The sequence below is a fragment of the Mycobacterium sp. NPDC048908 genome (assembly GCF_043197955.1).
Lineage (GTDB): Bacteria > Actinomycetota > Actinomycetes > Mycobacteriales > Mycobacteriaceae > Mycobacterium.
In genome coordinates, this window is the sequence record NZ_JBICUE010000002.1 from 718,742 (window position 1) to 732,315 (window position 13,574).

11 protein-coding genes are annotated in these 13,574 nt (G+C 68.7%); 6 read left to right on the forward strand and 5 right to left on the reverse strand.

Annotation, left to right across the window (positions count from 1 at the left end; genetic code table 11):
- Window positions 1-22: 22 nt before the first annotated feature.
- Complete coding sequence (gene moeZ / locus ACGFK1_RS08135) at window positions 23-1,201, forward strand: adenylyltransferase/sulfurtransferase MoeZ (protein ID WP_393427716.1); 1,179 nt, start codon at window positions 23-25, stop codon at window positions 1,199-1,201.
- Window positions 1,202-1,237: 36 nt separating this feature from the next.
- Window positions 1,238-2,092: a TIGR02569 family protein gene (locus ACGFK1_RS08140; protein WP_393427717.1), complete on the forward strand. Its 855-nt coding sequence runs from the start codon at window positions 1,238-1,240 to the stop codon at window positions 2,090-2,092.
- A 2-nt stretch (window positions 2,093-2,094) separates the two neighbouring features.
- Here ACGFK1_RS08140 and ACGFK1_RS08145 read toward each other — a convergent pair whose 3' ends face one another.
- Entirely contained in the window at window positions 2,095-2,391 is a 297-nt protein-coding gene (locus ACGFK1_RS08145) for an MGMT family protein (RefSeq protein WP_393427718.1), read from the reverse strand.
- A gap of 1 nt (window position 2,392) precedes the next feature.
- Window positions 2,393-3,175 carry an alpha/beta fold hydrolase gene (locus ACGFK1_RS08150; RefSeq protein ID WP_393427719.1) on the reverse strand — a complete coding sequence of 261 codons (783 nt, stop codon included), beginning with the start codon at window positions 3,173-3,175 and terminating at the stop codon, window positions 2,393-2,395.
- A 63-nt stretch (window positions 3,176-3,238) separates the two neighbouring features.
- Here ACGFK1_RS08150 and ACGFK1_RS08155 point away from each other — a divergent pair, with 63 nt between their 5' ends.
- Together ACGFK1_RS08155 and ACGFK1_RS08160 are read left to right on the forward strand one after the other, a co-directional pair.
- Window positions 3,239-6,352, forward strand: a complete 3,114-nt coding sequence (locus ACGFK1_RS08155; protein WP_393427720.1) for an ATP-dependent helicase — start codon at window positions 3,239-3,241, stop codon at window positions 6,350-6,352.
- Window positions 6,349-9,573, forward strand: a complete 3,225-nt coding sequence (locus ACGFK1_RS08160; RefSeq protein ID WP_393427721.1) for an ATP-dependent helicase — start codon at window positions 6,349-6,351, stop codon at window positions 9,571-9,573. The genes ACGFK1_RS08155 and ACGFK1_RS08160 overlap by 4 nt, the downstream gene beginning before the upstream one ends.
- Here the strand turns inward: ACGFK1_RS08160 and ACGFK1_RS08165 are convergent.
- Window positions 9,570-9,965 carry a hypothetical protein gene (locus ACGFK1_RS08165; RefSeq protein WP_393427722.1) on the reverse strand — a complete coding sequence of 132 codons (396 nt, stop codon included), beginning with the start codon at window positions 9,963-9,965 and terminating at the stop codon, window positions 9,570-9,572. The genes ACGFK1_RS08160 and ACGFK1_RS08165 overlap by 4 nt on opposite strands.
- A gap of 45 nt (window positions 9,966-10,010) precedes the next feature.
- On the opposite strand from ACGFK1_RS08165, the gene ACGFK1_RS08170 reads away from it, so the two are divergent.
- Together ACGFK1_RS08170 and nudC are read left to right on the forward strand one after the other, a co-directional pair.
- A complete protein-coding gene (locus ACGFK1_RS08170) occupies window positions 10,011-11,114 on the forward strand; it encodes a potassium channel family protein (RefSeq protein ID WP_393427723.1) in 1,104 nt (367 codons plus the stop codon).
- Window positions 11,111-12,040, forward strand: coding sequence for an NAD(+) diphosphatase (gene nudC, locus ACGFK1_RS08175; RefSeq protein WP_393427724.1), 930 nt, complete (start codon window positions 11,111-11,113; stop codon window positions 12,038-12,040). The genes ACGFK1_RS08170 and nudC overlap by 4 nt, the downstream gene beginning before the upstream one ends.
- Here the strand turns inward: nudC and ACGFK1_RS08180 are convergent.
- A complete protein-coding gene (locus tag ACGFK1_RS08180) occupies window positions 12,031-13,017 on the reverse strand; it encodes a GDP-mannose 4,6-dehydratase (RefSeq protein ID WP_393427725.1) in 987 nt (328 codons plus the stop codon). The genes nudC and ACGFK1_RS08180 overlap by 10 nt on opposite strands.
- Before the next feature lie 253 nt (window positions 13,018-13,270).
- Window positions 13,271-13,522, reverse strand: a complete 252-nt coding sequence (gene mrx1, locus ACGFK1_RS08185) for a mycoredoxin Mrx1 (protein ID WP_393427726.1) — start codon at window positions 13,520-13,522, stop codon at window positions 13,271-13,273.
- Window positions 13,523-13,574: the final 52 nt, after the last annotated feature.

Sequence of the window (13,574 nt, forward strand, 5' to 3'; positions counted from 1 at the left end):
CGTCAATCAAGGAGAAGTTTCGGTGTCGACACCGTTGCCGCCGCTGGTAGAACCGGCGGCAGAGCTCACCCGTGAGGAAGTTCAGCGCTACAGCCGCCACCTCATCATTCCGGACGTGGGGCTGGCCGGGCAGAAACGCATGAAGAACGCCAAGGTGCTGGTCATCGGCGCAGGCGGACTGGGGTCGCCGACGCTGCTGTATTTGGCGGCGGCGGGCGTCGGCACCCTCGGCATCGTCGAGTTCGACGTGGTCGACGAATCCAACCTGCAGCGCCAGATCATCCACGGCCAGTCCGACATCGGCCGGTCCAAGGCCGAGAGCGCGCGCGACTCGATCCGCGAGATCAACCCGCTCGTCGAGGTTCGGCTACACGAGTTCCGGCTGGAACCCGACAACGCCGTCGAGCTGTTCGAGCAGTACGACCTGATCCTGGACGGCACCGACAACTTCGCGACCCGCTACCTGGTAAATGACGCCGCAGTGCTGGCGGGTAAGCCCTATGTCTGGGGGTCGATCTACCGCTTCGAGGGCCAGGTGTCGGTGTTCTGGGAGGACGCGCCCAACGGCCTGGGCCTGAACTACCGCGACCTGTACCCGGAGCCGCCACCACCGGGCATGGTGCCGTCGTGCGCCGAGGGCGGCGTGCTCGGCATCCTGTGCGCGTCGATCGCATCGGTGATGGGCACCGAGGCCATCAAGCTGATCACCGGCATCGGCGAGCCACTGCTGGGCAGGCTGATGGTGTACGACGCATTGGACATGAGCTATCGCACCATCAGGATCCGCAAGGATCCCGCGACGCCGAAGATCACCGAGCTGATCGACTACGAGGAGTTCTGCGGCGTGGTGTCGGAGGCGGCGGCCGAGGCCGCGGCCGATTCGACCATCACGCCGCGCGAGCTGCGTGAGCTGCTGGATTCCGGTAAACCGCTGGCGCTGATCGACGTTCGCGAGCCGGTCGAGTGGGACATCAACCACATCGAGGGTGCGGAGTTGATCCCGAAGGGTGCGTTCGAGTCCGGCGAGGCGTTGGCCAAGCTGCCGGTGGACCGCACGCCGGTGTTCTACTGCAAGACCGGCGTTCGCTCGGCCGAGGTGCTGGCCATCGTGAAGAACGCGGGTTTCTCCGACGCGGTGCACGTGCAGGGCGGAATCGTCGCATGGGGTAAGCAACTCGAACCCGACATGGTGATGTACTAACGGCGTCTTTGCCGCGGTTCGCCTTAGGCTGAGGTGGTGAGTGTCGAACGGCCGCCGGACCATGTGCTGGCGGCGTTCGGATTGACCGGTGTGGGACCGGTCGCGCTCGGCTCCAGCTGGGAAGGCGGCTGGCGTTGCGGTGAAGTGGTGCTGTCGATGGTGGCCGACCACGCCCGCGCCGCCTGGTCGGCCAAGGTTCGCGAGACGTTGTTCGTCGACGGGGTGCGGTTGGCGCGGCCGGTGCGCTCGACCGACGGCCGCTATGTGGTGGCGGGCTGGCGAGCCGACACGTATGTCGCAGGGACGCCCGAGCCGCGCCACGACGAGGTGGTGTCGGCCGCGGTGCGGCTCCACGAAGCGACGGCCAAGCTGGAGCGGCCTCGCTTCCTGACCCAGCCACCCGTCGCGCCGTGGGCAGACGTAGACGTGTTCATCGCCGCCGACCGCGCTGCGTGGGAGGAACGACCGCTGCACTCCCTGCCCGCGGGTGCTCGAGTGTCACCGGGCACCCCGGACGGCCAGCGCTCGGTCGAACTCATCAACCAACTGGCCGCGCTGCGCAGGCCGACGAAGAGCCCCAACCAGCTGGTGCACGGCGACCTGTACGGCACAGTGCTTTTCGCAGGCACCGCGGCGCCGGGCATCACCGACATCACCCCGTACTGGCGGCCGTCGTCATGGGCGGCGGGAGTCGTGGTCGTCGATGCGCTGTCATGGGGCGAGGCCGACGACGGGCTGATCGAGCGCTGGAGCCCGCTGCCGGAATGGCCGCAGATGTTGTTGCGGGCGTTGATGTTCCGGCTCGCCGTGCATGCATTGCATCCGCGGTCGACGGGCGCCGCGTTCCCTGGCCTGGCCCGCACCGCCGCCTTGGTGCGCCTGGTGCTGTAGCGCTAGAACTCGTGGCGCACTTCGGCGAGGTTGACGCGGCCGTCGTCGGCCAACACCCCTTCGGCCCGCAACAGCTCGAGTTGGCGTGTGGTCAGGTGCGGCGCCGGCCTGCCCGACGCCCGGATCACCCGATGCCAAGGCAGGTCCGACGAGTCGATGCGCATGATCCAGCCCACGATGCGCGGGCTGGAAAGCCCCGCCGCGTCGGCGATGTCACCGTAGGTCGACACCCGGCCCGGCGGAATGGCTGCGACCAGCGCGCGCACGGCCTCGACCTGCTCATCGGTGACCGCGGCCACCTCAGCCGCGCTCCAACTGCGTGCGGATCACCGCCGCGGTGTCGGCGGGGCGCGCCTGCGGCACCATGTGATCGCAGTCGAACTCCAGCAGCGTGGACTCGGGCCGCCCGGACAGCGAGGTCAGCAGTTCCTCGGTGACATACGGCGGTTGCGTCTTGGTGGCGAGCACCAATGTGATCGGTATTCCGTTGCGGGGCAGGCGAATCGGCCGAGACAGCTCGCTCCAGTACGACAACATCGCCGGGATGCTGATCCGCCAACCGGTGCGGCCGCCGGGCAGGCCGACCAGGTGCTCGTCGAGTTCGCGGTCCAGTTCCTCGGCGTCTACCTCGCCCCAGGAGCCGTTGGCCTTCTCCGAGCGGGCTTCAGCCCGGTCGGTGTAGTCCGGCGAGGCGAACATGTCGTCGGCGATGTCGCGCATCCACTCGCCGTCCAGACCGACGGCGGGATCGAGCAGCACCAGCGACGCGACCAGATCCGGCCGCGCGGCAGCCAGATTCAGCGCGACGGCCCCGCCGAACGAATGCCCGACCACCACCACCGGGCCGCTGGCTTCGGCGTCGAGCAGGTCGGCCAGCGCGGCGACATTCGCGTCGATGCTCCACGGCGCCGCCCATGACGACCGGCCGTGCCCGATCAGATCGGGCGCCACGATCGCGAAGTCCGAAAGGTGCCGCGTCGCCAGCGTCTGCCATCGCCGGCCATGGCCGGTCAGGCCGTGCACGGCGAGTATCTGCGGCGGGCGAGGGGGTCCGTAGCGGTGCACGTGCAGCAGATCGGTCACGGAGTCGATGCTGCCAGTAGCCGGTGACGGCTGAATGTCGGACCCCCGTGGTGTCATTCCCTCATGTCCGCACCACAGACCGAACTGACGCCGGCCTCCTTGACCGAACCGGGCTTGCGCGGTGTGGTGCGCGTGCTGGGCGGCGCCGGTACGGGTAAGAGCAGCTTGCTGATTCGCGCCGCCACCGCGCACATCGCCGCGGGCACCGACCCGGAATCGGTCCTGCTGCTGACGGGTTCGGCCCGGCTCGGCGCCAAGGCGCGCGCGGCCATCACGTCCGCGTTGTTGTCGGCGGGCGGCCGCGCGGTGGTCCGCGAACCCCTGGTCCGCACCGTGCACTCGTATGCGTTCGCGGTGCTGCGGTTGGCCGCGCAGCGCAACGGCGATGCGCCGCCGCGCCTGATCACCAGCGCCGAGCAGGACGGCATCATCCGCGAACTGCTGGCAGGCGACCTGGAGGACGGTGACGCATCTCCGGTGTCCTGGCCCAGCCAACTGCGCCCCGCGCTGAGCACCGTCGGGTTCGCCACCGAATTGCGTGACCTGTTGGGTCGCTGCACCGAGCGTGGTGTGGATCCGGTTGCACTGCAACGCATCGGACGCACCTACGGCCGGCCGGAATGGATGGCTGCCGGACAATTCGCGCAAGCCTACGAACAGATCATGCTGTTGCGCTCCGCAGTCGGCATGGCAGCGCCGCAGGCCACCGTGCCCGCGCTCGGCGCCGCCGAACTCGTCGGCGCCGCACTCGACGTGTTTGCAACCGACGCGGATCTGCTTGCCGCGGAGCGCAACCGGATCAAGCTGCTGCTCGTCGACGATGCGCAGCACCTCGATCCCCAGGCGGCCCACCTTGTACGGGTGCTGTCCGCGGGCGCCGAACTGACCATCATCGCGGGCGATGCCACCCAATCCGTGTTCGGCTACCGCGGCGCCGATCCGTCCCTGCTGCGCGGCGAAGGGCCGGCCCTGGCCCTCAGCCGCTCGTTTCGGTGCGCGCCTGCCATCGCCGACGCCGTCACCGCCGTTGCCCAACGACTGCCGGGCGCCGACGCGACGCGCGCGCTGACGGGTGCCGGCGACGGCCAGGGAGCGCTCGCCGTCCGCATCGCCGCGACGCCGCACGCCGAGGCGGCGGTGATCGCCGACGCGCTGCGCCGCGCGCACCTGGTCGACGGCGTGTCCTGGTCGCGGATGGTGGTGATCGTGCGGTCGGTTCCCAGGACCGGCGCGCCGCTGGCGCGTGCCCTGCTCGCGGCGGGCGTCCCTGTGGAGGCCCCGTCGCCGAGCACGCCGCTGGCAGAGCAGCCCGCGGTGCGCGCGCTGCTGACGGTGCTCGAGGCAACGGCGCGCGGACTGGACGGCGACCACGCGTTGTCGCTGCTGACCGGGCCCATCGGTCGAGTGGATCCGGTGTCGCTGCGTCAGCTGCGGCGCGCGCTGCGCCGGGCCGACGGCAGCCAGCCGCCGCGGGAGTCCACCGACCTGCTGGTCGACGCCCTCACCGCCGACTCCGACGTCGTCTCGGCCGAACTCGGCCGCCCGCTGCGCCGCGTGCGTGCCGTACTCGCCGCCGCGCGCACCAGCGCCGCCGACGGTGAGGATCCGCGCTACCTCCTGTGGCAGGCGTGGCATCGATCCGGCCTGCAGCGGCGCTGGCTCGCAGCCAGCGAACGCGGCGGCATCGGCGGCGCGCAGGCCGACCGCGACCTCGACGCGGTGACCGCGCTGTTCGACGTCGCCGAACAGTACGTGAGCCGGACGCCGGGCGCGTCGCTGCGTGGTCTCATCGACCACGTCGAAGCGATGGGACTGCCTGCGGCCTCTGGTGATCAGCGACCGGACCCAGACGCGGTCGCGGTCCTCAGCGCGCACGCCGCCCTCGACGGCGAGTGGGACTTCGTCGTCATCGCGGGCCTGCAGGAAGGGCTGTGGCCCAACACGACTCCGCGCGGCGGCGTGCTGGCCACCCAACGCCTCGTCGATGTTATGGACGGCGTCGTCACGGAGGCCGACCGCGGATTGTCGAGTCGGGCGCCGCTGCTCGCCGAGGAGCGCAGGCTGCTGGTCTCCGCGATGGGCCGCGCGCGTCACCGGCTGCTGGTCACCGCGGTCGACAGCGACAGCGGAGACGAGGCGATGCTGCCGTCGCCGTTCTGCTACGAGTTGGCGGCGCTGGCCACCGACCTCGACACCGATCCACCCGCAGTCATTCAGGCGCCGCCTGTGCTGACCCCGCCCGACCTGGTCGGGCGGCTGCGCGCCGTGGTGTGCGCGGCGCCGGGCACCGTAACCGACATGGTACGTGCCTGCGCGGCAACACAATTGGCACGGCTCGCGCAGGCGGGCGTGGCCGGTGCTGATCCGGAGCAGTGGTATGGCATGACTCCGCTGTCCAGTGCCGAGCCGCTGTGGGCAGGCGACGATCACATCGTCACGTTGTCGCCCTCGACGCTGCAGACCTTGACCGACTGCCCGCTGCGCTGGCTGCTCGAACGCCACGGCGGCACAGAAGGACGAGATGTCCGGTCCGCCATCGGGTCGCTGCTGCATGCCTTGGTCGCTGAGCCAGGCAAAACCGAGAGCCAGATGCTCAACGAGCTCGAAAAGCTCTGGAGCAAGCTGCCGTTCGACGCGCAGTGGTATTCGGACAATGAACTGGCGCGGCACCGCGCGATGCTCTCGACATTCGCGCAGTGGCGGGCGCAGACGCGCGGCGAGCTCACCGAGGTCGGCACGGAGATCGACGTCGACGGCACGGTCGGAGGCAAGATACGGTTGCGGGGTCGCCTCGATCGGCTGGAGCGCGACGCGGCGGGCCGACTGGTGGTCGTCGACATCAAGACCGGCAAGACCCCGGTCAGCAAGGACGACGCGAAACGCCATGCCCAATTGGCGATGTACCAGCTGGCGGTCGCAGAACGGCTGCTGCCACAGGGTGATACGCCCGGCGGCGGCATGTTGGTCTATCTCGGTAAGACCTCGGCAGGTAGCGCCACCGAGCGAGTGCAGGATCCGCAGAACGACGACAGCCGCGCGGAATGGCTCACGCTGGTGCAGCAAGCAGCGGACGCCACGCAGGGGCCGGAATTCGTCGCGCGGATCAACGACGGCTGCGCGCACTGCCCGGTTCGGGCCATGTGCCCGGCCCAACACGCGGCGGGGGGACGGTCATGAGCTACAGCCCCGACGAATTAGCCTCCGCCTTGGGCCTTTTCGCACCCACCGAGGAACAGGCCGCGGTCATCGCCGCGCCGCCGGGTCCGCTGGTGGTCATCGCGGGTGCCGGCGCCGGCAAGACAGAAACCATGGCGGCGCGGGTGGTGTGGCTGGTGGCGAACGGCTACGCCCGCCCCGGCGAAGTGCTCGGCTTGACGTTCACCCGCAAGGCCGCAGGTCAGCTGTTGCGCCGCGTGCGCACCCGGCTGGCGCGGCTCGCGGGCGCGGGTCTCGTCCCCGCTGCAGACGTCGCCGACGACCCAGCCACCGTCAGCACCTACCACGCCTTCGCCGGTAACTTGCTGCGCGAGCACGGCCTGTTGCTGCCGGTCGAGCCCGACACCAGACTGCTCAGCGAAACGGAGCTGTGGCAGTTGGCTTTTCGGGTGGTCTGTGAACATCCGCGGCACCTCGACACCGAGAAGAGTCCGGCCGCCATCACCGCGATGGTGCTGCGGCTCGCGGGTCAGCTGGCAGAGCACCTCGTCGACACCGAGCAACTGCGCGACACCCATGTCGAGCTGGAACGGTTGGTGCACACGCTGCCCGCAGGACCGTACCAGCGCGACCGCGGGCCCAGCCAATGGCTGCTGCGCCTGCTGGCCACCCAGACCGAACGCACTCAACTGGTGCCGTTGATCGACGCGCTGCACGCGCGCATGCGCGCCGAGAAGGTGATGGACTTCGGCATGCAGATGGCCTCGGCGGCCCAGCTGGCATCGATGTTCCCGCAAGTCGGTGCGCAACTGCGCGATCGCTACCGGGTGGTGCTGCTCGACGAGTACCAAGACACCGGGCACGCCCAGCGGGTGGCGCTGTCATCGCTGTTCGGCCGCGGTGTCGACGACGGCTTGGCGCTGACGGCCGTCGGCGACCCGATCCAGTCGATCTATGGCTGGCGTGGCGCCTCGGCGACCAACCTGCCGCGGTTCACCACCGACTTCCCCCGCGCGGACGGAACCCCAGCGCCCACCCTCGAATTGCGTACCAGCTGGCGCAATCCGCCGCGAGCGCTGCATCTGGCCAACGCGGTGTCCGCCGAGGCGCGGCGCAGGTCTGTCGCGGTGCGGTCGCTGCGGCCCCGGCCAAACGCGCAGCCCGGCGTCATCCGCTGTGCCCTGCTGAACGATGTGGCGGCCGAACGCGATTGGGTGGCAGATCATGTGGCGAGCATCTATCACGGCGCCCGGGAAACCGGCGGCGCGGCACCGACCGCGGCGGTGCTGGTGCGGCGCAACGCCGATGCCGCACCGATGGCCGATGCGCTGACCGCACGCGGCGTTCCTGTCGAGGTCGTCGGTCTTGCCGGGCTGCTGGCGGTGCCCGAGGTCGCCGATCTCGTCGCGATGCTGCGCCTGGTGGTCGACCCGACTGCGGGGTCGGCGGCCATGCGGGTGCTCACCGGCCCCCGGTGGCGGCTCGGCGGTCGCGACGTCGCCGCACTGTGGCGACGCGCCGTCGACTTGGATGACCGACCGATGCGCGACGTCACCACCGAGCAGATCGTGGCGCAGGCCGCCGGGGATGCGGACTCGGCGTGTCTGGCCGACGCGATCTGCGACCCCGGCCCGGCGGACGCCTACTCCGAGGCGGGACACCGCCGGATCATCGCGCTCGGTCGCGAGTTGACCGCGCTGCGAGCGCATTTGACGCATCCGCTGCCCGACCTCGTCGCCGAGGTGCGCCGGGTTCTCGGCCTCGACGCCGAGGTGCGTGCCGCCAGACCGGTGACCGCAGGTTGGTGCGGCGCCGAACATCTCGACGCGTTCGCCGATGTGGTGGCCGACGTGGCCGCCCGACCGGGCGCGACGGTGTCCGGCCTGCTTGCCTATCTCGAAGCCGCCGAGCAGGTCGAGAACGGCCTCGCCCCTGCGGAAATCAGCGTCGCCAGCGATAGGGTGCAGATCCTGACCGTGCACGCCGCCAAGGGGCTGGAATGGCAGGTGGTCGCGGTCCCGCATCTCAGCGGCCGGGTGTTTCCTTCGACGGCGTCGACACGCACCTGGCTGACCGACGCCGGGGATCTGCCACCGCTGCTGCGCGGCGACAGGGCCACCGTTTCCGACTACGGTGTCCCGGTGCTCGACACGTCCGATGTCACCGATCGAAAACAGTTGTCCGACAAGATATCCGACCACAGGCGCAGCCTGGAGCAGCGCCGCATCGACGAGGAGCGCAGGCTGCTCTACGTCGCGCTGACCCGCGCCGAGGACACCCTGCTGCTGTCAGGCCACCACTGGGGTGCCACCGAGGCGAAACCCCGCGGCCCGTCGGATTTCCTCTGCGAACTCAAGGACATCATCGACACGTCGGAAGCCTCAGGCGACCCCTGCGGCGTCGTCGAACAATGGGCACCTACGCCGCCCGAGGGATCATCGAATCCGTTGCGGGACAAAACGATCGAAGCGCTGTGGCCCATTGACCCGGTCGGCGCGCAGCGGACGCACGTCGACAACGGCGCGGCGCTGGTGACGCGGGCGATGTCCGGCGGCCTCGCCGCCGATGCCGATGACGTCGACGGATGGGTCGCCGACGTCGACGCACTGCTGGCGGAGCGCTTGCGTGCCGAAGACCCGATTGCGCCGCCGCTGCCCACCCAACTCTCGGTCAGCACGCTGGTCGAGCTTGGCCGCAACCCCGAGGCGGTCGCGCAACGCCTGCGCCGCCGCCTGCCGACGCGGCCTGACCCACATGCGTTGCTGGGCACCGCATTCCACGATTGGGTACAGCGGTTCTTCCACGCCGAGCGGCTGTTCGACCTCGACGACCTGCCCGGCGCGGCCGACCGCGAAGCAGGAGACGCCGAAGAACTCGCCGAACTGCAGGTTGCGTTCGCGCTGTCGCCGTGGGCGGCCTGCACACCGATCGATGTGGAGGTGCCGTTCGACATGGTCATCGCCGGTCGTGTGGTGCGGGGCAGGATCGACGCGGTCTTCGCCGACGACGACGGCGGAACCACGGTGGTGGACTGGAAGACTGGCGACCCGCCCGACACAGCGGAAGCCATGCAACACGCGGCGATTCAGCTCGCCGTGTACCGGCTGGCGTGGGCGCAACTTCAGGGCTGCCCACCCGACATGGTGCGGGCGGCGTTCCACTACGTCCGGTCCGGGCGGACCGTCACCCCCGACACGCTGCCCGGTGCCGACGATCTCGTCGCGCTTCTGGACGCCGCCTAGCAGCTGCGGTAGATCTTCAGCGCCGACATGACCATCGGGATCTGCAGCGGTAGGCGTGCGAACGCGCCCAGCCGCATGAACAGCGGCTTGTCCTTCCACAACAGGCACATGTTGACGTTCGCCGGAAACACCGCGAGGAACAACGCGACGGCCGACAACGCGCCGAGCTTTCGGGTGCGCGCCGACAACAACAGCGCGCCGGTGGTGACCTCGGCCGCGCCGGAGGCATAGGTGTAGAACCGCTGGCTGCCCGGCAGATCGGCAGGGACGATGCTGTCGAACGGCTTGGGCGAAACGAAGTGCAGCGCGCCGATGCCCAGCAGCATCGCGGCCATCCGGAACGCCGGGGTCGGGTTGGCGATCTGCTGCAGTTCGGGCGGGGGAGAGGTCATGGTTACATTGTGGCGTGCGCCCACTCGGATCGATGGCGGGTTCCCGTGGCTAAAGGCAGGTTGCGACGCCGCCTCGAGGCGATCGACGAGAACCTGACTTCACGACCGGACGCCGCGCTCGTCGACATCCTTCGCATTCCCGAGCCGTTTGTCAGCCCTGGTCAGCGCATCTTCCGCAGGATCGTCTACGCGGCGCTGGCGTTGTTCGCCGCGGTGTTGATCGTGTACCTGGACCGCCACGGCTACCGCGACGTCAGAGATGAAATCGGCCACCCCGATGCTCGTGGAGGGCTGTCATTCCTCGACTGCCTGTACTACGCGACGGTGTCGTTGTCGACGACCGGATACGGCGACATCACTCCGGTCACACCGTCGGCGCGGCTGGTCAACGTGCTGGTGATCACGCCGCTGCGGGTGGCGTTCCTGATCGTCCTCATCGGTACCACGGTGGAAACGCTGACCACCCAGTCGCGCCAGGCGTTGAAGATTCAGCGATGGAGGAGCAGAGTGCGCAACCACACCGTCGTCGTCGGGTACGGCACCAAGGGCAGGACAGCCGTCAGCGCGATGGTCGGCGACGAGGTGGCGCCCGCAGACATCGTCGTCGTCGATGAAAACGCCGCGGCGCTCGAACGGGCCAAAAGCGCGGGCCTTGTCACCGTGCACGGCGACGCGACCAAGTCCGAGGTGCTGCGACTGGCCAGCGCCCAACACGCGACTTCGATCATCGTCGCGACCGACGACGACGCCAGCGCGGTACTGGTCACGCTGACAGCCCGCGAACTGGCGCCCAAGGCCAAGATCATCGCCGCGGCGCGGGAAGCCGAGAACCAGCACCTGCTGCGCCAGTCCGGGGCCGATTCGACAGTGGTGTCATCGGAGACCGCGGGCAGGCTGCTTGGTATCGCCACGCAGACCCCGAGCGTTGTCGAGATGATGGAAGACCTATTGACCCCGGACGCCGGGTTCGCACTGGCCGAACGGGAAGTCAGCCCGAAGGAGGTCGGCGGTTCGCCACGGCACCTGTCCGACATCGTGCTCGGCGTCGTCCGTGGCGGCGAACTGTTACGCGTCGATGCCCCCGAAGTCGACGCCCTCGAGCTCGGCGACCGGCTGCTCTACATCCGCAGCGCGGAAGCCGAACGATGACAACGGGTTTCGAACTCCGTAACGTTCCGCTGCTGTCCCGTGTCGGGGCCGACCGTGCCGACGCGTTGCGCACCGACATCGACGCCGCGATCGCGGGTTGGCCCGATGCCCGGCTGTTGCGCGTCGACCGCCGCAACCAGGTGCTCATCTCCGGCGGCCAGGTCGTGTTGGGCAGCGCGGCCAAGCTCGGCGACAAGCCACCGGAGAACGCGGTGTTCCTCGGGCGCCTCGCGGACGGTCGCCACGTGTGGGGGATTCGCTCCGCGCTGGAAGGGCCCGAGGATCCGCACGCCGAAACCGAGGTACTCGATCTGCGCCGCGCCGGGCAGATCTTCGACGACGTCAGCGCACAACTCGTCGCCACGGCCACCGCGCTGCTGAACTGGCATGATCGTGCCCGGTTCAGCGCGGTCGACGGCGCGCCCACCAAGCCGATCAAGGGCGGCTGGGCCCGCGTCAACGCCACCAACGGACACGAGGAGTTCCCTCGTATCGACCCCGCGGTGATCTGCCTGGTGCACGACGGCCACGACCGCGCCGTGCTGGCCCGCCAGACCGTTTGGCCCGAGCGGTTGTTCTCCTTGCTGGCCGGTTTCGTCGAGGCGGGCGAGTCGTTCGAGGGCTGCGTCGCCCGCGAAATCGCCGAGGAGATCGGGATCACCGTGACCGACATCCGCTACCTCGGCAGTCAGCCGTGGCCGTTCCCCCGCTCGCTGATGGTCGGCTTCCACGCTATCGGCGACCCGGAGCAGGAATTCTCGTTCAACGACGGCGAGATCGCCGAGGCGTCGTGGTTCACCCGGGCCGAGATCCGTGAAGCGCTCGCCCACGGCGATTGGAACAGCGACTCACCGTCGCGGCTGCTGCTGCCCGGATCGATCTCGATCGCTCGGGAGATCATCGAATCCTGGGCCGCTCAAGACTGACCCGATTCGGCGCGGATGTCGCTGGTGACCATCAGTTCGACGAGTTCCTCGAACGACAGTTCAGGTTTCCAGCCCAACTCGGCGTGTGCCTTGGAAGCGTCGCCGATGAGCACGTCCACCTCGGCGGGCCGCAACCGCGCGGCATCGACGCGGACATGGGGCGCCCAGTCGTCGACGCCGATGACCGCAAAGGCCAGATCGAGGAACTCCGAAACCGTATGCGCCTCGCCGGTCGCCAGCACGTAATCATCGGGTTCGTCCTGCTGCAGCATCAGGTACATGGGCTGGACGTAGTCGCCGGCGAATCCCCAGTCCCGTAGCGCCTCCAAGTTGCCGAGCGACACGCTGTCCTGAAGCCCCAGAGAGATCCGCGCCACCGCTCGGGAAATCCGCCGAGTGACGAATTCTGTTCCGCGGCGCGGAGATTCATGATTGAAAAGGATCGCCGAGCTGGCGTGCATGCCGTAGGACTCGCGGTAGTTGATGGTCATGTAGTGGCCGTAGGCCTTCGCCGCGCCATAGGGTGAGCGGGGATGAAACGGTGATGTCTCGCGGAGTGGGATCTCGTAGGCCTTGCCATACATCTCCGCGCTGGAGGCTTGGTAGTACCGCACATCGTGCCCGGTGGCCTGTTGGTAGCACCGCACTGCCTCCAGCATGTTGAGCACGCCGCCGGTGACGTCGCGGGTCAGGTGCGGGATCTTCCATGAATAGCCGACGTAGGTGATGGCGGCCAGGTTGTAGACCTCGTCGGGGCGCGCATCGGCAAGCGCTTGATGCAGGCTCGAGGGGTCCAGCACATCGCCGTAAAGGGGCAGCAGTCGCGGGATCTCGGCGCGCAGCGGTTCATCCTTGGGGTTGTTCTGGCCGCGGATCAGCCCGTAGACGCGGTATCCCTCGGACACCAACAGCTCAGCGAGGTATCTGCCACCCTGACCGCTGACGCCGGTGATGAGGGCTGTTCGCTGGGTGGCCATCAGGCGGCCGCCATTTCGTCTACCGCCGGCAAAGCGCGGCTCGTCGACAGCACCACCACTCCGTCACGACGTCTACCCGTGGCCACGCCGAGCCCCCCGATGGTTTGCTCCGCGAGAAAGCGCGATTAGCTATTGCCTGTCTTTTGGCAAATCAAACATCACCAATTCGTCACCAAGTCGTCAATAACCAGCGTTGTTCGGAGTGGCAAGGAAGCGTTGTCCGAAGCACGCCGAACCACGAGGTTAGCTGGCGTTATTTCGCCAGCTTCGCCTTCACCTCGGCGCCGCTGGGGTTGGTCAGGGTCGAACCGTCGGCGAACCTGACCGTCGGCACCGTCTGATTGCCTCCGTTGACCGACGCCACGAACTCCGCCGCCGCTGTGTCGGTTTCGATATCGACCTCGGTGAACGGGATGCCCTCCGCCTTGAGAACCTTCTTCAGGCGGAAGCAGTAACCACACCACGAGGTGCTGTACATGGTCAGTTGAGAAGTCGCGGAGCTCATAGAACTGTCAACGTATCGGATCCCGCCAACATGCCCGCGCCGCGTCCGGCAT

What these genes read in the sequence shown, in the direction of transcription:
- ACGFK1_RS08180 (WP_393427725.1), bottom strand. Translation starts at nt 13,017, where the DNA reads ATGGCCACCCAGCGAACAGCCCTCATCACCGGCGTCAGCGGTCAGGGT.
- nudC (WP_393427724.1), top strand. Translation starts at nt 11,111, where the DNA reads ATGACAACGGGTTTCGAACTCCGTAACGTTCCGCTGCTGTCCCGTGTC.
- ACGFK1_RS08160 (WP_393427721.1), top strand. Translation starts at nt 6,349, where the DNA reads ATGAGCTACAGCCCCGACGAATTAGCCTCCGCCTTGGGCCTTTTCGCA.
- ACGFK1_RS08165 (WP_393427722.1), bottom strand. Translation starts at nt 9,965, where the DNA reads ATGACCTCTCCCCCGCCCGAACTGCAGCAGATCGCCAACCCGACCCCG.
- mrx1 (WP_393427726.1), bottom strand. Translation starts at nt 13,522, where the DNA reads ATGAGCTCCGCGACTTCTCAACTGACCATGTACAGCACCTCGTGGTGT.
- ACGFK1_RS08155 (WP_393427720.1), top strand. Translation starts at nt 3,239, where the DNA reads ATGTCCGCACCACAGACCGAACTGACGCCGGCCTCCTTGACCGAACCG.